Here is a 22454-nt window from a genome sequence, read left to right on the forward strand (position 1 = left end):
TCAATCTCCTTTACCAAGGAGATTGAATCAGTGCTTCAGAGCTGCTTCAAGCCGGAGTTTTTCAACACAATCGGCGCTTTGCTGCTGTTGAGCGACGCCAGCTTTCGCCCAAATCGCCCCACCCTAATCACCCGGCCAAGCTCCCCTGCTCCACCTCCTCCGCATTAGGATCGCCCGGCGCCGTCGCCCAGGCCAGTTCCACCAGCGTCACCGTCCGCCTTCCAACCCCGTCGAGCTGGCACACGATCAGCCCCTGTTCCTCGATATAGGTCAGCAGGCGCCGGGCGCGGCGCAGCGAGTGCGAGCCGTAGGCGCGGGCGATCGCGGCGTCGCTCGGGCAGGGCCAGCCCTCCTTGGCGGCGCGGGCGATCATCATGAACACGCCTTGCATATCCTCGGGCAGCAGCGAGGCGCGCGCCGAGACGTCCTGCCAGGCGTCGTCGCCGGCCATGTCGGAGCCCAAGCCGGCGCGGGAGCGGGTCAGCATGCGGCGGAACTCGGGCAGGTCCGGCACGACCGAGGCGAGGCCCTCGATGCGGCAGCGGACCACGAACTCCTGATAGAGCGCGCCGATGACGCGGAAGCCGGCATCGGGCTGCGCCAGCACGGCGCGCAGCACCCGGTCGACGCGCTCGCGCCGCTCCGCCAAATCCTCGGCGCTGATCGGCGGCTCCACCGGTTCGGGGCGGATTTCCAGCGCCGCCGATTTTGCCGCCATCAGCTGATCGAGCAGGTCCGGCGACGAGCGGCGCTGCGGCCGGACGGTTTCCGGCGGTGGGGCCGCCAGGATGATGGCGCGGGCATCCTCCAGTGCTGCTTCCGGCAGCGGCATCAGGCGCGGGGTCGCGTTGCGCGGACTCGTATCGGTCGGGCCGATGCGCAAGCCGAGCGGACGGCGCGACAGCGCCGGGCCGAGCGCCATGAACTGTCCGCGCTCAAGGTCGCGAAAGGCCTCGGCCTGCCGCCGCTCCATGCCGAGAAGGTCGGCGGCGCGCGCCATGTCGATATCGAGAAAGGTCCGGCCCATGAGGAAATTGGAAGCCTCGGCGGCGACGTTCTTGGCGAGCTTGGCCAGTCGCTGGGTGGCGATGATGCCGGCAAGCCCGCGTTTGCGGCCACGGCACATCAGATTGGTCATGGCGCCGAGCGAGAGCTTGCGCGCCTCGTCCGGAACCTCGCCGGCAACCGCCGGCGCGAACAGCTGCGCCTCGTCCACCACCACCAGCATCGGATACCAATGGTCGCGGGCGACCTCGAAAAGCCCGCCGAGGAAGGCGGCGGCGCGCCGCATCTGGTTCTCGGCGTCGAGCCCCTCGAGATTGAGCACCGTGGAGACGCGGTGGATGCGCGCCCGCTCGCCGGCGCTCTGCAGGCCGCGCTCGGTATGCTCCTCGGCATCGATCACCAGATGGCCGAACCGGTCGCCCAGCGTCACGAAGTCGCCTTCGGGATCGATGATGGTCTGCTGCACCCAGGGCGCACTCTGCTCCAAAAGCCGGCGCAGCAGATGGGATTTGCCGGAACCCGAATTGCCCTGCACCAAAAGCCGCGTCGCCAGCAGCTCCTCAAGATCGAGCGCCGCCGGGGCGCCCGCGCTCGTCTGGCCCATCTCGATCGCAACGGTCATGTCTTCGACTCTCCTTGGGGAGAGGGCTTATCAACCGCATCACAGCCCGTCGAGCACGCCATGGCCGGCGCTCCGTGTTGCGCACAGGCTGGATGTCGCGGACGATAGAGGATACGAAACGTACCGTTTCGATTCGATGAGGCTTGTCTCTTCAGGTCGAAAACCGGTATCCGCCTTTCACCGGCTGGCCTGCTTGGGCCCTTCGCGACACGGTGCGCGCGGCGGCCGCAAGAATGCCCTCCACCAGGTCCTTGTCGCGCAGCGGTTTGCCGAGCAGCGGCACGTCGGCGGGCCGGTCGGCTATGGCGTCGGCATCGGCATATCCGGTTATCATCACCGCCGGCCAATCGGCCCGCAGATTGCGGGCGAACCGAATGACCTCCAGGCCCGAGACGAGCGGCATGGCAAAATCTGTGACTATGACGTCGAAATCGTGTGGCGCCCGCTCGATCATCGCCAGCGCTTCCGCACCGCCCCCGGCGCAGATCACCGCAAAGCCGTGCTGGCGAAGCGATTGCGCCGTCAGTTCCCGCAGTACGCTGCTGTCGTCGATCAGCAAGACCGATGGATAGTCCTCGCCGGCATTCACGACGGTGTGGCCGGCATCGGAGTTCTCGGCGATTTCCACCGGACGCTCGATCGAACGCGGCAGCCAGAGCTGGACGGATGTTCCACTGCCGACGGTGCTTTCAATGCGGAGCGTGCCGCCCGATTGCTTGACGAAGCCATGCACCGTGCTCAGGCCGAGGCCAGTGCCTTTGCCGACCGGTTTTGTGGTGAAGAACGGTTCGACGACCTTGGCGAGAATGTCGGCCGGTATGCCCGACCCCGTGTCCTCGACGGTGACCACGACATAGTCGCCCGCCGAAATATCCTCGGCTGCACTGCCCAGCGTTCGATTTTGCGCCTCCACGATTATCGTGCCGCCGGACGGCATGGCATCGCGCGCGTTGAAGACCAGGTTCATCAGCGCCAGCTCCAGCTGGCTGGCATCGACATGCGCCGGCCACACAGTGTCGTCGACCAGCCAATCGAAACGGATCAGGCCGCCCAGGACCGGGGCCACCAATCCGTTCATTGTATCGCCGAGCGCGGCGAGGCGCACGGCCTGCGGCCTCAGCGTCTGGCGGCGCGAGAAGGCAAGCATGCGGTTGACGAGTTCGGCGCCCTGCTTAGCCGACCGGCGTGTCAGTTCCAGAACCTGCCTGGCCTGTGCGTCGAATTCGGCGTGGCGCTCGAGCAATCCCAACCCGCTGAGAATTGCGGCAAGCAGATTGTTGAAATCATGCGCCAGGCCGCCGGTAAGCTTGCCGATCGCGTCGAGACGCTGCGATTGCAGCAGCTGGTTCTCAAGCTCGCGCCGCTCGGAAACGTCCAGCAATGTGCCGAGGATCTCGGGCTTCTTGTCGTCGGAGCCGTTCGACAGGACGCCTTGGTCGAGAAAAATCCGGTAGTTGCCGTCGGCGCATTGCCAGCGGAATTCGCAGGTGTAGGAGCCGGCGGCCTTGGCTGCGAGCAGGGCTTGCCTCACTCTCGGCAGATCGTCGGGATGAACGCGGCTCAGGCCGAAGTCCGGATCGGAGGTCAGCCGTTCGGCAGGAAAGCCGGTCAGGCGCTCGACCCCTTCGGTTACAAAGCTGGGGCCGAACGGCGGCTCCGCCGCCCTCGCGTGAAAGCAGACCGGAAGAGAGCTCAAAATGGCATGCTGCCGCTCCTGGGCGCTGCGCAGCGCCCGCTCTGCCTCGAGCTTTTCCTGCTGCGCCTGCAGTGCCTGGGCCAGCAGCCGTTGCTCGGCAGCCGCCTTTTGCTGGATTTCAAGCGTCTTCTCATGCAGTTCGACGAACACGGCAACCTTGGAACGCAGCATGGCCGGGTCGAAAGGCTTGAACACGTAATCCACCGCGCCGGCGTCATAGCCGCGCAGCATGTGGGCGTCTTCCTTGTTGATGGCGGTGAGAAAAATTATCGGCGTTCGCCTGGATTGCTCGCGCTGGCGGATCAATCCCGCCGTCTCGTAACCGTCCAGCCGCGGCATCAGCACATCCAGCAGAATGACGGCGAAATCCTCCTTCAGCAGTGCGCGCAACGCCTCTTCGCCCGACTGCACGCAGACGACGTCACCGATAGGGGCCAGAACCTCGCCGATCGCCAGCAGATTGCGCTCGTCGTCATCCACCGCCAGGATGCGCGCCTTTGCCGGCCCCACTGCCGGGCTCATAACCTCCAGCTTCCTTGCTCCGTTTCTCGACAGTTTCTGCATCGAGCGGCCGTCAGTTCACTGCCATGAGGGTCTTTTCCGGATCATGAACACGGGATCGCGAACGGCCGATCCAGACACGCAGCAATGCCAGCAGCAGATCGAGGTCGACAGGCTTGGCGATGTAGTCGGAGGCGCCGGCATCGAGGCACTTCTGGCGGTCGCCCTTCATTGCCTTGGCCGTGACCGAGATCAACGGGATATGGGCGATCGCCGGCATGCTGCGGATCTGCCGCATCGTCTCGTAGCCATCCATTTCCGGCATCATGATGTCGATCAGTGCGGCGTCGATGTCCGGGCTCTGCTCCAGAAGCGCGATACCTTCCCTCCCGCGTTCGGCATGCAGCACCTGAATGTCATAGGTCTCGAGAACACTGGTAAGCGAATAGATGTTGCGGATGTCGTCGTCGACGATGAGGACCTTTGCGCCGGCGAGGTCGAATTTGTCCGGCTGTTCGGCCGCCGCACCATCGTTTTCGTGGCCTCGCCCGGGGAGCGTTGCGGATATCAGGAGAGCCAGCTGCGCGAAATTCTCCGCCCGCGGAACATCCGCCAATGCCGGATGCAAAGCGAGTGACTGTTGCAGCGCGTCCGGATGAGGCGCAAAGAACAGCAGCCGCGACACCGACTGTCCGAACAGGACGGCAATCTCATCCAGCATCTGGGCGTTATCCCTGGCCGAGCGGCCAAAGCCGAGCACAATTGCATCATAGCTGGCGATGCCGATATCGTCCGCATTCGCCGCGACGCGGCCGATCGCGGTGACCGAGGTGACGCCGTCGCGGATCGCGTCGATCAGCGAAAGGCGGCGCTCGGGGTCGGGATCGGCAACCAGGACGCGGCTCTGGACGCGGAGCTTTCTGGAATGAATGTCCTGGAAGACCTTCATCAGTTCGTCCGACGACACGGGCTTGGTTGAAATGCTGGAGGCGCCCTTGCGGGCAAGCACCTCGATGTCTTCGGCGCCCGAAATGACATGGACGGGAATGTCCTTGGTTTTCGGGTCATGGCGAAGCAGATCGAACAACACCCAGCCGTCGATATCCGACAGTCCGAGATCGAGCGTGATCGCGTCCGGAACCAGCTTGCGTGCCAAAGCCAGCGTGCCGGAGCCCGCGGTCGACAGGACGCCTTTCAACCCGGCCGAACGTGCGAGGCCGAGCAGCAGACCGCCGAACGTCGGGTCGTCCTCGACGATCAGCACGACCCGATCTTCCGGCGAGATCGTGTCGCGGTCATCGAGCAATTCGGAGGATGGCGGGCTCGGCTGTGCCGTCGTTGCGGCCACTTCCATCGCCGGCAGCAAAGCCGCTTGCGGGGCCAAGGCCATCCGGGGTCCGTCGAACGGGATGACCAGCGTAAACGTCGAACCCTTGCCCGGCGTGCTCTCGACCCGCAATTCGCCGCCGAGCAGCCGGGCAATCTCCCGGCTGATCGAGAGCCCAAGCCCGGTCCCTCCGTATTTGCGGCTGGTGGTGCCGTCGGCCTGCTGGAAGGCTTCGAAGATCAGCTTCTGCTTGTCCTGCGGAATACCGATGCCGGTGTCGCTGACCACGATCGCAAGCGCCTCCATCGGTTGCGCCGAACCGTTGTGACGGCCCGTCTTTTCGGCCCGGAAATTCAAGCGGACCTCGCCTTGCGAGGTGAATTTGAACGCGTTCGACAAAAGGTTGAGCACGATCTGCTGCAAGCGCTTCTCGTCCGTGCGAACGGTCTCCGGAAGCTCGGGGGCGACATTGATAGTGAAGCCAAGTCCCTTGTCGGTCGCCAGCTGCCGGAAGGTTCGTTCCATATGCTGGCGAAGATGCACCACGGGCATATCGTTGATATCGATCGAGACGGTGCCCGATTCGATCTTCGACAGATCGAGGATGTCGTTGATGAGGCTCAAAAGGTCGGTGCCGGCCGAATTGATGGTGCGCGCGAACTCGACCTGCTTGTCGTTGAGATTGCCTTGCTGGTTGGTTGCGAGCAGGTTTGAAAGGATGAGCAGCGAGTTCAGCGGCGTGCGCAGTTCGTGGCTCATATTGGCGAGGAATTCCGACTTGTATTTCGAGGTAAGCGCCAGCTGCTCGGCCTTCTCCTCCAGCGCGCGCCGCGCCATCTCGATTTCGAGGTTCTTGTTCTCCACCTGCTTCTTTTCGTTCTCGAGCAGCTGCGCTTTTTCCTGCAGCTCCTCATTCGTAGTGTGCAGCTCTTCCTGCTTCTTGGTCAGCTCGGTCTGACGCGCCTGCAACTCCGAGGTCAGCAGCTGCGACTGCTTGAGCAGCCCTTCGGTGCGCATGGTGGCGGCGATGGTGTTGAGAACGATGCCGACGGATTCCATTAGCTGATTGAGGAACGATTGATGCGTGTCGCGGAATTCGCTGAACGAGGCGAGTTCGATGACGGCCTTGACCTCGTCCTCGAACAGAGCCGGAAGAATGATCACGTTCGCCGGCGCGGCATTGCCGAGGCCGGAGGTGACGCGCAGGAAATTCGGCGGCACATTGTCCAGCATGATGGCGCGCTTGTCGGCGGCACTCTGCCCGACAAGGCCTTCGCGCAGGTCGAGGCGTTGTTTGATCTCCGCCTTGCTTTCGGCGCCATAGGAGGCGGCCAGCTCCAGATAGAATTCATCCTCGTCGCGGTTGGTCACGTAGAACACGCCATATTGCGCATTCACCAGCGGAGCGAGTTCGGACATGATGAGACGCGAGACCGTGGCCAGGTCGCGCTCGCCCTGCAGCATGCGCGAGAAGCGGGCGAGATTGGTCTTCAGCCAGTCCTGCTCGGCATTCTTCAGCGTCTGGTCTTTCAGATTGCGGATCATCTCGTTGATGTTGTCTTTCAGCGCCGCCACCTCGCCGGAGGCCTGGACACTGATCGAGCGGGTCAGATCGCCCTTGGTCACCGCCGTCGACACCTCGGCGATGGCACGCACCTGGGTGGTCAGGTTGGCAGCGAGCTGATTGACGTTGTCGGTCAGGTCGCGCCAAAGGCCGGCGGCGCCGGGCACGCGGGCCTGGCCGCCGAGCTTGCCTTCGATGCCCACCTCGCGGGCGACGTTGGTCACCTGGTCGGCGAAGGTCGCAAGCGTCTCGATCATGCCGTTGATGGTGTCGGCGAGCGAGGCGATCTCGCCCTTGGCATCGACCGTCAGCTTGCGCTTGAGATTGCCTTGCGCGACCGCGGTCACGACATCGGCGATGCCGCGCACCTGGTTGGTCAGGTTCGTCGCCATCAGGTTGACGTTGTCGGTAAGGTCCTTCCAGGTGCCGGCGACGCCCTCGACCCGCGCCTGGCCGCCGAGCTTGCCCTCGGTGCCGACCTCGCGGGCGACGCGCGTTACTTCGCCGGCAAATGAGTTCAGCTGGTCGACCATGGTGTTGATCGTCGATTTCAGCTCCAGGATCTCGCCCTTGACGTCGACGGTGATCTTCTTCGACAAATCGCCGCGTGCCACTGCGGTGGTCACCTCGGCGATGTTGCGGACCTGGCCGGTCAGGTTCTCGGCCATCGAATTCACATTGTCGGTCAGATCCTTCCAGGTGCCGGCAACGCCGCGCACCTGTGCCTGGCCGCCGAGCTTGCCTTCGGTACCGACCTCGCGCGCCACGCGCGTCACTTCCGAGGCGAAAGAATTCAGCTGGTCGACCATCGTATTGATGGTGTCCTTGAGTTCGAGGATTTCGCCGCGCACATCGACGGTGATCTTCTTCGACAGATCGCCCAGCGCCACCGCCGTCGTCACCTCGGCGATGTTGCGCACCTGGCCGGTCAGGTTGGCGGCCATGGCGTTGACGTTGTCGGTCAGGTCCTTCCAGGTGCCGGCAACGCCGCGCACCTGCGCCTGGCCGCCGAGCTTGCCGTCGGAACCGACTTCGCGCGCCACGCGCGTCACCTCGGAGGCGAAGGAATTCAGCTGATCGACCATCGTGTTGATGACGTCCTTGATCTGCAGGATCTCGCCCAATGCATCGACGGTGATTTTTTGGGTCAGGTCGCCGGTCGCAATCGCCGTCGCCACCTTGGAGACGTCGCGCAATTGCACGGTCAGATTGCCGGCCATGGCGTTGACGTTGTCGGTCAGATCTTTCCAGGTGCCGCCGACGCCCTCGACATGCGCCTGGCCGCCGAGCTTGCCTTCCGAACCCACTTCGCGCGCCACACGCGTCACTTCCGAGGCGAAGGAATTGAGCTGGTCGACCATCGTGTTGACGGTATCCTTGAGCTCCAGAATTTCGCCCTTGACGTCGACGGTGATCTTTTTCGACAGGTCGCCGCGGGCGACGGCGGTCGTCACCTCGGCGATGTTGCGGACCTGGCCGGTCAGGTTGGCGGCCATCAGGTTGACGTTGTCGGTCAGGTCCTTCCAGGTGCCGCCGACGCCCTTCACCTCGGCCTGGCCGCCGAGCTTGCCTTCGGTGCCGACCTCGCGGGCGACGCGGGTCACTTCGGACGCGAAGGAGTTCAATTGGTCGACCATCGTGTTGATGGTGTCCTTGAGCTCGAGGATTTCGCCCTGCACCGCGACGGTGATCTTCTTCGACAGGTCGCCCGAAGCGACCGCGGTCGTCACCTCGGCGATGTTGCGGACCTGGCCGGTCAGGTTCTCGGCCATCGAATTGACGTTATCGGTCAGGTCCTTCCAGGTGCCGGCAACGCCGCGCACCTGTGCCTGGCCGCCGAGCTTGCCCTCGGTGCCGACTTCGCGGGCGACGCGCGTCACCTCGCCGGCAAAGGAGTTCAGCTGGTCGACCATGGTGTTGATGGTCGATTTCAGCTCGAGGATCTCGCCCTTGACGTCGACCGTGATTTTCTTCGACAGGTCGCCAAGCGCCACAGCTGTAGTCACCTCGGCGATGTTGCGCACCTGGCCGGTCAGGTTTTCGGCCATCAAATTCACGTTGTCGGTCAGGTCCTTCCAGGTGCCGCCGACACCTTCGACGCGCGCCTGGCCGCCGAGCTTGCCTTCCGTACCGACTTCGCGCGCGACGCGTGTCACTTCCGAGGCGAAGGAATTGAGCTGGTCGACCATCGTGTTGATGGTGTTCTTGAGCTCGAGGATTTCGCCCTTCACATCGACGGTAATCTTCTTCGACAGGTCGCCGGAAGCGACGGCGGTCGTCACCTCGGCGATGTTGCGCACCTGCCCGGTCAGGTTCGTCGCCATGGCGTTGACGTTGTCGGTGAGGTCCTTCCAGGTCCCGGCCACACCTTTCACGCGGGCCTGCCCGCCGAGCTTGCCTTCGGTGCCGACCTCGCGCGCCACGCGCGTCACCTCCGAGGCGAAGGAGGCCAGTTGTCCGACCATGGTGTTGACGATCTTGCCGATGCGCAGGAATTCGCCGCGCAACGGCCGGCCGTCGATTTCGACCATCATCGTCTGCGACAGGTCGCCCTTGGCCACCGCGCCGATGACGCGCGCCACTTCGGCCGTCGGCTGAACCATGTCCTCGATCAGATCGTTGACGGAACGGACGCTCGATTCCCAACTGCCAGTGGCGTTGCGGACACGGCCGCGTTCGCCGATCCGGCCATCCTTGCCGACGACCTTGCTGAGGCGTTCGAACTCGCGCGTGACCTGATCGTTGAGTTCTACGATTTCGTTGAAGGTATCGGCGATCTCGGAATCGAGGCCGGCGTAGACATTGTCGATGCGAACGGAGAAATCACCGCTCCGAAAAGCCTTCAGCGCGTTCAGTATTTCGCGGTGGTCCAATTGCCTTGTGGATGCAAGCACGCTCACAGCGCCCCTCCCAGCTCACGGATTCCTGATTGTCTTGGTGAAACTGTCCCCTGCGGGCCGACACAACTCTCCGCAAGCGCAACAACGCGACATGCTCGATTTGGTTCCAGACGAAATTGCCGCTATCCGGCAGGAATTTCGTCGCCATTCATGAACGACGAGCAACAAAGATCCATAGTGATTGTATCGATCACTATTTCTGTCCAACGGAACATCTCGAAAAAACTGTCGTTGGTATAGATCGCGATACAGCGATGCAACTCGATGGAGACACTAAGATGATGAAAATTCTCTCTGCAGCCCTACTTGCCATCGGCCTGGCCACATCTGCCATGGCACAATCGAGCGGCACCGGCACCAGCGGGACTGGCAATGATGCCAATACCGGTGTCAATACCGGTGTCAATACAGGCACTTCCGGCGGCAACACCGGGACTGGTAGCGCAACTACGCCGAATACGATCGATCCGAACGCAACGAACGCCACACAGCAGCCAAACGGCATGCAGGACCGCTGCAAGGATACAGCGGGCAACGATACCGACAACAATACCCCCAGCGGGGCTATGACGTCGAATATGCAGAACTGCAACAAGTAACGGAGTTTTGCTCAGCCGTCATTTCAGCCCGCTGCCTGGTCCAGACCCGGTGCTTGCGGTTCAAACCACAGCCAAAAAAATGCACTGACCAGGCGCGGGCTCACTACTTTGGATGGAGCGGCGAGCCCAAGCCGGACGGCTGATCGTACTTGTTTGTTTTGTCTCAACTGGGTTCGCGAGGGCGATGGCCAGCTCGGGACGGCCGTCCTGCTGATTTTCGCGGAGAGAACTGGTGGAGCCAATCGGAATCGAACCGACGACCTCTTGAATGCCATTCAAGCGCTCTCCCAACTGAGCTATGGCCCCACTCCGGCAGTTCGCCGGCGCCGTTTCCGGCGAAGAGATCCGGCGCGGGTTCTAGACCGCGCCGTTAGTGCAGGCGGCTTCTAACCCCGCCTTCAGTCAATATCAAGCCTTCAAGAACCGCTTTTTCCAGGCCGGCGCTGCGAAAAGCCGCGAATGCGGTTCGCTCAGACTTCGTCGTCGTCGTCGCCGACGCCAATCATGTCGGCAACATCGTCGTCTTCTTCCTCCTCGTCGGCGAGGAACGTATCATCCTCGTCATCGCTAAGGTCGACGTCGTCCTCGTCGTCGCCGAGATCGGGAAGTTCGTCGGCCTTCGCGTCCTCGTCCGCCTCTTCGAGCGAGACGACCTCGACACCCTCTTCCTCCTCGGCGTCCACTTCCTTCTCGGCAACTTCCTCTTCCTCCTCGGGGGCGGCGACCTTGCCTTCCTCGAAATAGGAGCTCGGATAACTCTTGCCCGTGTAAGGCGAGACGATCGGGTCTTTGTTCAAATCATAGAATTTTCGACCTGTCTCCGGGTCGATGCGTTTGGTGCCAAGTTCGGGTTTTGCCACAGCAAGCCTCGTCGATGAAAGTTTGGTCCCCTTAACCAGAGTTTACGGCGCTGTCAAAGCGAAAAGCCGGCGTCCCAAAAAGCCTGAATTCGAAGGCCTTCATACCAAGGGGATGACCATTTCGGTGCGCCATGATAGGAGACCCCGCAAACCAGCAAAAAATGGCCGGCCGCCGGCGTTTCCAGGAAAGAACCATGCCGCACACTGCCGCCCCCAAGCAGGCCACCGCCCGCAAATCATCTAGCCTTTCAGGCGCGGCGCGGGTGCCCGGCGACAAGTCGATCTCGCACCGCTCGTTCATGTTCGGTGGGCTGGCCTCCGGCGAAACCCGCATCACCGGACTGCTGGAGGGTGAGGACGTAATGCGTACGGGCGCTGCCATGAAGGCGATGGGCGCACATATCGAGAAGCATGGCGCTGAGTGGGTGATCCGCGGCACCGGCAATGGCGCGCTGCTGCAGCCGGAAGGCCCGCTCGATTTCGGCAATGCCGGCACCGGCTCACGCCTGACCATGGGCCTGGTCGGCACCTATGACATGGAAACCACCTTCATCGGCGACGCCTCGCTGTCCGGCCGGCCGATGGGCCGCGTGCTCGAACCGCTGCGCCAGATGGGCGTGCAGGTGCTGAGGGCGACGCCCGGCGACCGCATGCCGATCACGCTGCACGGGCCCAAGCACGCCGCACCGATCACCTACCGGGTGCCGATGGCCTCGGCGCAGGTCAAATCGGCGGTGCTGCTCGCCGGGTTGAACACGCCGGGCATCACCACCGTCATCGAGCCGGTGATGACGCGCGACCACACCGAAAAGATGCTCAAAGGGTTCGGCGCCAATCTGTCGGTCGAGACCGACGAGCGCGGCGTGCGCCACATTTTCATCGAAGGCCAGGGCAAGCTCACCGGCCAGACTATCGCGGTGCCTGGCGACCCCTCCTCCGCCGGCTTTCCGCTGGTGGCGGCGCTGATTGTGCCGGGCTCGGACATTACCATCGAAAACGTGCTGATGAATCCTACCCGCACCGGACTCTTGTTGACGCTGCAGGAAATGGGCGCCCGGATCGACATACTCGACCCGCGCAACGAAGGCGGCGAGGATGTTGCGGACCTGCGCGTGCGTTATTCCGAGCTGAAGGGCGTCGCCGTGCCGCCGGAACGGGCGCCGACCATGATCGACGAGTATCCGGTGCTTGCCGTGGCGGCGAGTTTTGCCGACGGCGAAACGCTGATGCTTGGGCTTGAAGAGCTTCGCGTGAAGGAATCCGACCGGCTGTCCGCGGTGGCCGAAGGGCTGAAGCTCAACGGCGTCGATTGCAGCGAAGGCGAAGCCTCGCTTGTGGTGCGCGGAAAGCCGGGCGGCAAGGGCCTCGGCCAGCATCCCAACGGACAGGGCACCATCGTCCAGACCCATCTCGATCACCGCATCGCCATGAGCTTTCTGGTGATGGGGCTGGCGACGGAAAAACCGGTAACCATCGACGACCAGGCGATGATCGCAACGAGCTTTCCGGAATTCATGGGGCTGATGAAGGGGCTCGGTGCGGAGATCGATTGATGCTGCGAGACTTGCTGGCTGTAGCGGGATATCTAGGAGCTGCGCTGGTCCCGTATCTGATCGAACGCCTCGTTTTCAAAGAGCGATTTGGCATTTTCGCTCTTCTTTTCTGGCCTCTGGCCATTCAATTCATGACCATTCTATCTGTCATTTTATGCTTATGCAGCCAGGTTTCTTGGAAAGAGCGACTGGGTCTTCCTTGCCGGGCTTTTCAACGCGTTTGGAGCAATGGCTTTCATGACAATCGGCGTAATACCTTTCATTGCGTTGCCTTTATCGGTTTTGATCGCCTTGGCGGTACTGGCGTTCCGTCTGTTTAGTCACGCGAGATGAGCCCAATTTTCACCATCGCCATCGACGGTCCCGCAGGTGCGGGCAAAGGCACTCTCGCCCGCCGGCTCGCCGACCACTACCACCTGAACCTGCTCGATACCGGCCTCACCTACCGAGCGGTGGCGCATGCGTTGCTGCAGCTTGGCTTGCCGCTCGACAATGTCTCGGCCGCCGAGACCGCGGCGCGGCAAGTTGACCTCGCCAAGCTCGACCGCGCCGTGCTTTCGGCACACGCGGTCGGCGAGGCTGCTTCGAAAGTCGCTGTGTTCCCAAGCGTGCGGCGCATCCTGGTGGAAAAGCAGCGCGCCTTCGCAAAAACCCCACCGGGTGCGGTGCTCGACGGCCGCGACATCGGCACTGTCGTCTGTCCCGACGCCGACGTAAAACTCTATGTCACGGCCAGCGCCGAGGTGCGGGCAAAGCGGCGGCTGGATGAAATCGAGAGCATCGGCGGCACTGCCAATTTTGATGAAATCCTTGCGGATATCGTGCGCCGCGACGAGCGCGACATGGGCCGCATGGACTCGCCTTTGAAGCCGGCCGCCGATGCGCACTTGCTCGACACGTCGAAAATGGCTATAGAGGCCGCGTTTCTGGCAGCTCAGGCGATCATCGACGACGTCCTGGCCAAGAGAAACGAAGCCTGAGCCGGGTTTTCCTGCCGCCGCCGATTGCCGGCGACGAAAGAATTCCCATATTGGGCGTGAACCAGCCTGCCAGCATTCTTCGTGCGCCGGAATTGCCGCTCAAGGGCGGCCAAGGGCTTTTTGCCCGGAACGCCGGCAGGCCAACGCAACGCTAACCCACGGCGCCCGCCTCGCGACAGATTGCGGGGCATTCCAGGAGAAACTATGTCAGTTGCAAATCCCACTCGCGATGATTTCGCGAGCCTGCTCGAAGAATCATTTTCCGCCGGCCATTCCGGCGAAGGCCAGGTCGTCAAGGGCACGATCACCGCGATCGAAAAGGACATGGCCATCATCGACGTCGGCCTCAAGGTCGAAGGCCGCGTGCCGCTAAAGGAATTCGGCGTCAAGGGCAAGGACACGACGCTCAAGGTCGGCGACACGGTCGAAGTCTATGTCGAGCGTATCGAGAACGCGCTTGGCGAAGCCATGCTGTCGCGCGAAAAGGCCCGCCGCGAAGAGAGCTGGGTTCGTCTCGAAGAGAAGTTCACCAAGGGCGAACGCGTCGAAGGCGTCATCTTCAACCAGGTCAAGGGCGGCTTCACGGTCGACCTCGACGGCGCCGTGGCTTTCCTGCCGCGCAGCCAGGTCGATATTCGCCCGATCCGCGACGTCTCGCCGCTGATGCACAACCCGCAGCCCTTCGAGATCCTCAAGATGGATCGCCGCCGCGGCAACATCGTGGTCTCGCGCCGCACCGTGCTCGAGGAAAGCCGCGCCGAACAGCGTTCGGAAATCGTGCAGAACCTCGAAGAAGGCCAGGTGGTCGAAGGCGTCGTCAAGAACATCACCGACTATGGTGCGTTCGTCGACCTCGGCGGCATCGACGGCCTGCTGCACGTCACCGACATGGCATGGCGCCGCGTCAACCATCCGACCGAAATCCTCAATATCGGCCAGACGGTCAAGGTGCAGATTATCCGCATCAACCAGGAAACCCACCGCATCTCGCTCGGCATGAAACAGCTCGAGAGCGATCCGTGGTCCGAGATCGGAACGAAATTCCCGATCGGCAAGAAGATCAAGGGTACCGTCACCAACATCACCGACTACGGCGCGTTCGTCGAGCTGGAGCCGGGTATCGAAGGCCTCATCCACGTTTCGGAAATGTCGTGGACCAAGAAGAACGTGCATCCCGGCAAGATCCTGTCGACAACGCAGGAAGTCGACGTCGTGGTGCTCGAAGTCGATCCGGCCAAGCGCCGTATCTCGCTCGGTCTCAAGCAGACGCTGGAGAACCCATGGGAGGCCTTCGCGCGCAGCCATCCGGTCGGCAGCCAGGTCGAGGGTGAGGTCAAGAACAAGACCGAGTTCGGTCTGTTCATCGGCCTCGAAGGCGACGTCGACGGCATGGTCCACCTTTCCGACCTCGACTGGACCCGTCCGGGCGAGCAGGTGATCGAGGAGTACAATCGCGGCGACATGGTCAAGGCGCAGGTGCTCGACGTCGACATCGACAAGGAGCGCATCTCGCTCGGCATCAAGCAGCTGGCCAAGGACGCCGTCGGCGAAGCCGCGACGTCAGGCGAACTGCGCAAGAACGCCGTGGTCACCTGCGAGGTTATCGGCGTGAAGGATGGCGGTCTGGAAGTGCGGCTGGTCGACAGCGGCATCGAGACCTTCATCAAGCGCTCCGACCTCAGCCGTGACCGCGACGAGCAGCGCCCCGAGCGCTTCACCGTTGGCCAGAAAGTCGACGCCCGCGTCATCGCTTTCGACAAGAAGACCCGCAAGCTGCAAGTCTCGATCAAGGCGCTGGAAATCGCCGAAGAGAAGGAAGCGGTCGCCCAGTACGGCTCAACCGACTCCGGCGCTTCGCTGGGCGACATCCTGGGTGCCGCGCTGAAGAAGCAGGGCAGCTAAGCCAACACCGCGCCTCGCGCGGGCTATAAGCGAAACAAAAAGCCCCGCCGGAGCGACCCGGCGGGGCTTTGCTTGTGACGGGCCTCAGGCTCAGGCCCTGCCATAGAGCGGCACCAGAGTGCCGCTCATCGCCAGATTGGCCGGCGAAGCGAGGTAAGCAATGGCCTCCGCGGCTGCTTCCAGGCTGACCCATTTGCTGAAATCGGCGTCCGGCATGTCAGCCCGGGTGGCCGGCGTGTCTAGCGTGGAGGGCGCCACGGCGTTGACCAGGATACCCTTGCCCTTCAGCTCTTCGGCCATCGCCACGGTCATCGCTGCGACCGCCGCCTTGGCGGCTGCGTAGGCCACCTTGCCGGAGCCGCGCCGTGGATCGAGCCCGGCTCGAGCCGAGACATTGACGATGCGGCCCGGCACGGAAGATTCCAGCATCGAGCGTATCGCCGCGCGGCAGCACAGGAAGGTGGTGCGGGCGTTGGTGTCCATCATCTCAGCAAAGGAGGCGGGCTCGATCTTCTCGACCGCCGCGGCGGTGAAGCCGCCGGCAAGATGCACCGATGCCCATAAGTCCGGAACGCTGGCATAGAAGGCGTCGACCTTGGCAGGGTCGGCAAGGTCGACATTGTGCGCCAGCTTGACGCGGTCATGCGCCGGAAAGGGAAAATGCGCAGGCGCGGCAGCATGGGCATTGGGCACATGGCAGATCGCGCCCTGCTCCAGCAGTTTCCCTACGACCGCGCCGCCAAGCGCACCGGTGCCGCCGGTCACCACGATATGTCTGCCGTCCAGTGTTTCCGTCATATTCGACCGCTCCGTTATTGCGCGCCGCCGATGCGGAAGGTCGCGCCTTTCGCGCGATCACTCAACCGAAATCTCGATGACGTAAGGTCGTCCAGCCGCCCGCGCGCGCCCAAGCGCGTCCGCCAAGCCGTCCGAGCCGGAAATCCGCTCGGCGGCAATGCCATAGGCTTCGGCCAGCTTGCAGAAATCCGGCGGTGCCGGGGAGACGCCGACCGGCTCGACGCCGATGTCGAGCATCGAGGTTTCGATCTCGCGGTAGCCGCGATTGTTCCAGACGGCGAAGATCACCGGCGCCGCTGCGTCGAGCGCGGCGCCCAGTTCCGGCAGGGTGAACTGGAAGCCGCCGTCGCCGGTGAGGCAAACGACCGGCGCCTCTGGCCTGGCAAGGGCGGCACCGATCGCCGCCGGCGGGCCATAGCCGAGCGCGCCGAAGCCAGTGGCCGCGTTGAACCAGCCGCCCGGCCGGTCGTGATCGTAATAGAGGTTGGCGGCGTAGACCGGCTGGGTCGAATCGCCGACGATGATCGCGCCAGGCAGCGCATCACGGATCGTCTCGACGGCGCGCAGTTGCGCGTGCATAGCCGGGCCAATCTCGGCAAAGGCCGCTTGCCGCGTCGCGGCGGCGCGAGCGGCGCCATCGCCCGATTGCGCCTTGCCCGTGCCGAGTTCGGCATGCATCGCCTCGAGCGCCGCGCCACAATCGGCCTGGATCGAAATCCGCGCAGGCCGGCGGGCAAGCTGGTCGGCGCCGATGTCGATGCGGATCAGATTGGCGGGCAGAACAAAACCGCCGTCGCCATAGCCGTCATAGTCGGTCGGACCGAATTCGGTGCCGGCGGCAATGACCAGATCGGCGTCGGCCATCAGCGCACGCACCGCCTTCAGGCTGGGGCTGGCCGGCACGCCAAGCGGATGGCGATAGAGCAGGCCGCGCGCATTGGCGGTCTGGACGACCGGCGCTCCCAACCTCTCGGCCAGGCGCTGCAACGGTGCTTCGGCAGCTTTGGCGCCGCCGCCCGCCAGTATAAGCGGCCGGCGGGCAGACGCGCACAGCCTTGCGGCCTCTGCAATCGCCGCTACATCCGGTTCGGGCGGCGCTGAATTCCGCAGCAGCGGCACGATGCCGCTGGCAGGCAGGGTCATGACATCGGTCGGGACCTCGATATGCACCGGACCCGGACGCGAGGATGAAAACAGCGCAAAGGCGCGGGCGAGCACGCTGGGCAGTTCGCCAGCCTCGGTGACACGGTGCGAAAACAGCGCCACCTTCTCCATCATGCCGCGCTGGTCCGGCAGTTCATGCAGGTGGCCAAGGCCTTTGCCCAGCGTCGGTGTGGCGTTGACGCCCGAGATTACTAGCATCGGCACCGAATCGGCGCGCGCCTGGCCCATGGCGGTGATGGTGTTGGTCAGCCCCGGCCCAGTGATGACGAAAGCGACGCCCGGCTTGCCGCTGGCGCGCGCATAGCCGTCAGCCATGAAGCCGGCGCCCTGCTCGTGGCGCGGCGTGACATGACGGATCTTCGACCGCGCCAGCCCGCGGTAGAGCTCGACCGTGTGCACGCCGGGAATGCCGAAGACGATGTCGACGCCGTGCGCTTCGAGCAAGGTGATGAGCGCTTCGCCGATCGTCGTCATTGTCTTAATACCGGGCGCGTGAGGCACGTCGGGCCGCCTTCGCAGGCAATGCACAGCGCATCGGCCTCGAATGTCGAGACCGTACAGCAGGCGGCCTGCATGGCAGCCGCCGTCTTCGGAAAACCGGCAACGGCGATAACCTGGCGCGGCGCGGTCGGCAGCACGTTGAGGCTGAGCCCATTCGAGGCGACGAACTCCTCGGCGTCGCCTTCGACCAGCCGAATGCCGCGTTGGCGCAGCATCTGGTAGAAAACGACCGGCAGGAGGGGCGCATAGACCAGCGCCAGATCGTCGGCGAGCGGGCTGATCACCGACATCAGGTGCAGGCAGGCCTCCTCGCCGTGCCAGAGCGGCAGGTCGAAGCCGTAGACCTGGATGCCCTTGGGTGAAAGCAGATTAGAGAGCTGCTGGATGCCGTGCTGATTGGTGCGCACGCCGCGGCCGACGGCCAGCGTGTTTGCATCCACCCACACGCAGTCGCCGCCCTCGACTTGGCCGGGCGCCTCGATACGGCCGAGGACGGGGATGTCCATGCGCCCATAGGCTGCCTCGTGCAGGCCCGGCTCGGGCCGGCGCAGCGTCTTGCCCATGGCGAGGATGACCGCGCCATGGTCGGTCATCAGCGAGGGATCGTGGGTGAAGACGGAATCGGCAAGCCCGTCATCGGCGTCGCTCAGCCATTCGATCTCGGCGCCTGAGGCGGAAATCAGCCTGGCCAGCGCTTCATGCTGGGCCGCCGCCTTTTGCGGATCGAAGCCCGGGCCATAGTGCCACTCCAGCGCTTCGGCACGATGCATGGCGCTGGCGGCGGAGCGCATCAGCACGCGCTGCAGCGGCCCGGCCATCGACTGCGACCCGTATGCTTTGCCCACTAAGTTCTCCTGAAACGCGCCCCTCCTGCCAATAGCCACTCGGCAGGCCGTGATCAATGGTCCAAAAACTGCGGTTGACGGAGGCAAGCGGAACGGTCCATCTTGAGAATCGGAACGCTGTCCAGTGACGGGTAATGGGTAAAAAATTCCAGCAAGGACTGCCTCGGCTGCTCCGCGGGGCGCCGCGACGATGACAGCGCCGGCCACCGCCCTGAAGCATACGGCGCAAAACGGCGCTGCCGAGGCCATCCACGTCGAGAACCTGCACAAGAACTTCGGCAAACTGCATGTATTGAAGGGCGTTTCGCTTTCGGCGCGCGATGGCGAGGTGATCGCCATCATCGGCGGCAGCGGCTCGGGCAAATCGACGCTGCTGCGCTGCATCAACTGCCTGGAGAACCCGACCAGCGGCATCATCCGGGTCAATGGCGAAGAGATAAAGCTGAAGGCCGACAGCTACGGCCACACCGTGCCCGCCGACCGCAAGCAGATCGAACGCATCCGCTCCAAGCTCGGCATGGTCTTCCAGAACTTCAATCTGTGGAGTCACATGACGTTGATCGAGAACGTCATCGAAGTTCCCGTGCATGTGCTCGGCGTCAAGCGCGATGTGGCGATCGGCGAGGCGGAAAAATTGCTCGCCCGTGTCGGCCTGGCCGAAAAACGCGACGTCTATCCCGCCTATCTGTCGGGCGGCCAACAGCAGCGCGCCGCGATCGCCAGGGCGCTGGCCATCAATCCGCGCGTCATGCTGTTCGATGAGCCGACCTCGGCGCTCGACCCGGAGCTGGTCGGCGAGGTGCTGAAGGTGATCGGCGACCTGGCGCGCGAAGGCCGCACCATGGTGCTGGTCACCCATGAGATGAAGTTTGCCCGCGAGGTCGCGACGCATGTCGTCTACCTCCATAACGGGCTGGTCGAGGAAGAAGGGCCGCCGGAACAGATCTTCGGCGCACCAAAATCCGAAAGGCTGAAGCAGTTTCTGCGCAATGTTGGATGACTTGCGAGAAAGCAGACGGGAACGTCAAAACCAAAAAACGGGAGAACTGAAAAAATGAAACCTTTTCTCAAAACGGCGCTCGCGGCCACGCTGATCGCATTGTCGGGTGCATTTTCGGCAAGCGCCGAACAGATCAAGGTGGGTTTTTCGCCTGAAGCCTATCCGCCGTTTTACTCGCAGGATGCTTCCGGCAAGTGGGGTGGCTGGGAAGTCGACATCGTCAACGCCATCTGCGGCGAAGCCAAGCTGGATTGCGTATTGACGCCAGTCCCATGGGACGGCCTCATCCCGGCGCTTAAAACCAAGAAGATCGACGCAATCATGAATTCGATGTCCATTACCGATGAACGCAAGAAGGAAATCGACTTCTCCGACAAATACTATAACACGCCGACCGCGGTGATCGGCGCCAAGGATCAGAAATTCGATGCGACGCCTGAGGGGCTGAAAGCCAAGATACTCGGCGTTCAGGCGTCCACGGTGCACGCCGCCTACGCCAAGAAGCACTTCACCGACGCTGCCGAAATCAAGGAATACCAGACGCAGGACGAGGCAAATCAGGATCTCGCCGCCGGCCGTATCGATGCCACGCAGGCCGATTCGATCGCGCTCGACGCGTTTTTGAAATCGGACCAGGGCAAGGCGTGCTGCGACCTCAAGGGTTATGTCGCGCCGGACCTTGAAGTGCTCGGGCCTGGCGTCGGCGCCGGCATGCGTCAAGGCGACACCGAACTCAAGGACAAGATCAATGCCGCCATCAAGGCCATTCGGGCCAATGGCAAATATGCCGAAATCACCAAGAAGTACTTCGACTTCGACATCTACGGCGAAGCGTCGCAGTCCAACTGACGGCAACGGCATTAAGCCGGGCATGCTAGCCGCCTCGTCGCGGTGGGCATGTCTGGCTTGATCCACATTGGTGCCTCAACCCGCAAGTCCAGGGGACATAAGCTGAGCGACGTTCTTGCCACCATGTTCGGACCCAGTTCGCTGGAATTGTTGTCTTTCGAACCGCCGAACGGCAGGGGTCTCAGCCTTCTGCATGGGCTGGCAAACTCAGTCGGAATAGCTTTCGGTTCCTTTGGGGTCGGTCTGGTGATCGGGGTCGGCGGCGCCTATGGCAAGCTCTATGGCGGGCCGGTGGTCCGCGACCTGCTGGAAGTCTACACCACAGTGGTCCGCGCCGTGCCCGAGCTGGTGCTGATCCTGCTGCTTTATTTCGCTGGCACCGACCTCATCAACCAGTTGCTTGCCGCGCTCGGCTATGCCGCGATTGACATCAACGGGGTTATCGCCGGCATAGGCGTGCTCGGGGTCGTGCAGGGCGCCTACTCGACTGAAGTCTTGCGCGGCGCGATCCGCGCCATTCCGCAAGGCCAGATCGAAGCCGCGCGGGCGTATGGAATGCCTCCCGGCCTGCTTCTCAGGCGCATAACGCTGCCGGGGATGCTGCCCTTCGCCATTCCGGGGCTGGCAAATCTGTGGCTGATCGCCACCAAGGATACCGCGCTTCTCGCGATCGTCGGCGTCAATGAACTGACCCAAACCACACGGACGGCCGCCGGCGCCACGAAGGCTTATTTCACCTTCTTCATGGCTGCGGGCGCGCTTTATCTCGTTCTGACCCTCGTGTCCAACGTCGTTATCGGGCGCGTTGAGCGCTGGGCGCGACGCGGCATGCCGTCGATCGCGGGATCGCACTAATGGCGGCCGAAACTCCGGTCATCGACGCCGCCGCACGGGCCTCGCTCTTGATACAGCCGTACCGCATAGCGCTGATCCTGATCGCGCTGGTTGTCGTGCTGGCGTCGATTTTCCTCATGCGTTGGGATTGGCTGCCCGCCTATCTGCCGCTGGCTTTGCAAGGCATATGGCGGACCATCTGGCTGCTTGTGGTAACGTCGGCACTGGGCATCGCGCTCGCCCTTCCCCTCGGCCTTGCTCAGGTGATCGGCCCGCCAATTTTGAGTGTGCCGGCCAAGGTGTTCTGCACGATTATTCGCGGCACGCCGCTGCTGCTCCAGCTCTGGCTGCTCTACTACGGACTGGGTTCGCTGTTTCCGCAATTTCCGTGGATACGCGAGTCGTTCCTCTGGCCCATTCTAAGGCAAGCATGGCCCTACGCCGTTCTTTCACTGACGATCTCGTATGCCGGCTATGAAGGCGAAGTGATGCGTGGCGCCTTCGCCGGGGTACCGCATGGCCAACTCGAGGCGGCCCGCGCTTTCGGCATGAGCCGCTGGAAAGTCTTCAGGCGCATATGGCTTCCGCAGGCGATCCACCGGGCGCTGCCGACGCTAGCGGGTGAAACCGTTCTCCAGCTGAAAGCAACACCGCTGGTGGCAACCATAACCATGGTCGACATCTACGCCGTAGCCTCGCGGGTGCGCCAGGATCTCTTCGTCACCTATGAACCGTTGCTGCTCCTGGCGTTGGTCTATATGTCCATCACCGGTATCCTGGTGTTCGGCTTCCGCCGGCTCGAGGCGCGGATCCCGAACAAGATTGGTTAGGTGAATGGTGAATAGTGAATGGCCAATAGCAAGTAGCGAGTAGGCAGTAGGCAGTAGGCAGTAGCCCTCAGTGGTACCGGCTAAGTCCAATTCACCATTCACTATTCATCATTCCCTCAGATAT

16 protein-coding genes and 1 tRNA gene are annotated in these 22454 nt (G+C 63.1%); 9 read left to right on the top strand and 8 right to left on the bottom strand.

Translation table 11 applies throughout. The features are described from left to right. Nucleotides 1–127 precede the first annotated feature (127 nt). From AC0L2P_RS18280 to AC0L2P_RS18290, 3 genes are all read right to left on the bottom strand, one after another. Nucleotides 128–1627, bottom strand: a complete 1500-nt coding sequence (locus AC0L2P_RS18280) for a helicase HerA domain-containing protein (protein WP_473502713.1) — start codon at nt 1625–1627, stop codon at nt 128–130. A gap of 151 nt (nt 1628–1778) precedes the next feature. After that, nucleotides 1779–3845: a response regulator gene (locus AC0L2P_RS18285; RefSeq protein WP_473502714.1), complete on the bottom strand. Its 2067-nt coding sequence runs from the start codon at nt 3843–3845 to the stop codon at nt 1779–1781. A gap of 52 nt (nt 3846–3897) precedes the next feature. Further along, complete coding sequence (locus AC0L2P_RS18290) at nt 3898–9609, bottom strand: HAMP domain-containing protein (RefSeq protein WP_473502929.1); 5712 nt, start codon at nt 9607–9609, stop codon at nt 3898–3900. Nucleotides 9610–9893: 284 nt separating this feature from the next. Between AC0L2P_RS18290 and AC0L2P_RS18295 the strand changes: the two genes are divergently transcribed. Next, nucleotides 9894–10214 carry a hypothetical protein gene (locus AC0L2P_RS18295; RefSeq protein WP_473502715.1) on the top strand — a complete coding sequence of 107 codons (321 nt, stop codon included), beginning with the start codon at nt 9894–9896 and terminating at the stop codon, nt 10212–10214. Nucleotides 10215–10444: 230 nt separating this feature from the next. Here AC0L2P_RS18295 and AC0L2P_RS18300 read toward each other — a convergent pair. Together AC0L2P_RS18300 and AC0L2P_RS18305 are read right to left on the bottom strand one after the other, a co-directional pair. Next, nucleotides 10445–10520: transfer RNA gene (locus AC0L2P_RS18300), tRNA-Ala, on the bottom strand. Between the two features lie 164 nt (nt 10521–10684). Further along, complete coding sequence (locus AC0L2P_RS18305; RefSeq protein WP_473502716.1) at nt 10685–11074, bottom strand: TIGR02300 family protein; 390 nt, start codon at nt 11072–11074, stop codon at nt 10685–10687. 194 nt (nt 11075–11268) lie between these two features. Here AC0L2P_RS18305 and aroA point away from each other — a divergent pair, with 194 nt between their 5' ends. The 4 genes from aroA (at nt 11269) to rpsA (ending at nt 15509) form a co-directional block, all read left to right on the top strand. Next, nucleotides 11269–12627 carry a 3-phosphoshikimate 1-carboxyvinyltransferase gene (aroA, locus tag AC0L2P_RS18310; protein WP_473502717.1) on the top strand — a complete coding sequence of 453 codons (1359 nt, stop codon included), beginning with the start codon at nt 11269–11271 and terminating at the stop codon, nt 12625–12627. Continuing rightward, entirely contained in the window at nt 12624–12947 is a 324-nt protein-coding gene (locus tag AC0L2P_RS18315; RefSeq protein WP_473502718.1) for a hypothetical protein, read from the top strand. The genes aroA and AC0L2P_RS18315 overlap by 4 nt, the downstream gene beginning before the upstream one ends. A gap of 9 nt (nt 12948–12956) precedes the next feature. Further along, on the top strand, nt 12957–13607 hold the full coding sequence (cmk, locus tag AC0L2P_RS18320; protein WP_473502719.1) for a (d)CMP kinase: 651 nt from the start codon (nt 12957–12959) through the stop codon (nt 13605–13607). Between the two features lie 204 nt (nt 13608–13811). Continuing rightward, on the top strand, nt 13812–15509 hold the full coding sequence (rpsA, locus tag AC0L2P_RS18325; RefSeq protein WP_473502720.1) for a 30S ribosomal protein S1: 1698 nt from the start codon (nt 13812–13814) through the stop codon (nt 15507–15509). A 90-nt stretch (nt 15510–15599) separates the two neighbouring features. On the opposite strand, the gene AC0L2P_RS18330 is transcribed toward rpsA, so the two are convergent. Genes AC0L2P_RS18330 through AC0L2P_RS18340 form a run of 3 tightly spaced genes read right to left on the bottom strand, consistent with a single transcriptional unit; the run spans nt 15600 to nt 18790 of the window. Continuing rightward, a complete protein-coding gene (locus tag AC0L2P_RS18330; protein ID WP_473502721.1) occupies nt 15600–16307 on the bottom strand; it encodes an SDR family NAD(P)-dependent oxidoreductase in 708 nt (235 codons plus the stop codon). 57 nt (nt 16308–16364) lie between these two features. Next, nucleotides 16365–17945, bottom strand: a complete 1581-nt coding sequence (locus AC0L2P_RS18335) for a 5-guanidino-2-oxopentanoate decarboxylase (RefSeq protein ID WP_473502722.1) — start codon at nt 17943–17945, stop codon at nt 16365–16367. Beyond that, nucleotides 17942–18790 (bottom strand): dimethylarginine dimethylaminohydrolase family protein, encoded by an 849-nt coding sequence (locus AC0L2P_RS18340; RefSeq protein WP_473502931.1) that lies wholly within the window; start codon nt 18788–18790, stop codon nt 17942–17944. Before AC0L2P_RS18340 ends, AC0L2P_RS18335 begins: the two co-directional genes overlap by 4 nt. Nucleotides 18791–19007: 217 nt before the next feature. On the opposite strand from AC0L2P_RS18340, the gene AC0L2P_RS18345 reads away from it, so the two are divergent. From AC0L2P_RS18345 to AC0L2P_RS18360, 4 genes are all read left to right on the top strand, one after another. Next, nucleotides 19008–19817, top strand: coding sequence for an ABC transporter ATP-binding protein (locus tag AC0L2P_RS18345; protein ID WP_352721545.1), 810 nt, complete (start codon nt 19008–19010; stop codon nt 19815–19817). A 54-nt stretch (nt 19818–19871) separates the two neighbouring features. Continuing rightward, entirely contained in the window at nt 19872–20666 is a 795-nt protein-coding gene (locus AC0L2P_RS18350; RefSeq protein ID WP_473502723.1) for a transporter substrate-binding domain-containing protein, read from the top strand. Nucleotides 20667–20789: 123 nt separating this feature from the next. Next, entirely contained in the window at nt 20790–21521 is a 732-nt protein-coding gene (locus AC0L2P_RS18355; protein WP_473502933.1) for an ABC transporter permease, read from the top strand. Further along, on the top strand, nt 21521–22330 hold the full coding sequence (locus AC0L2P_RS18360) for an ABC transporter permease (RefSeq protein WP_473502724.1): 810 nt from the start codon (nt 21521–21523) through the stop codon (nt 22328–22330). The genes AC0L2P_RS18355 and AC0L2P_RS18360 overlap by 1 nt, the downstream gene beginning before the upstream one ends. The last annotated feature ends 124 nt before the right edge of the window (nt 22331–22454 follow it).

Source organism: Mesorhizobium sp. WSM4836, assembly GCF_055811815.1.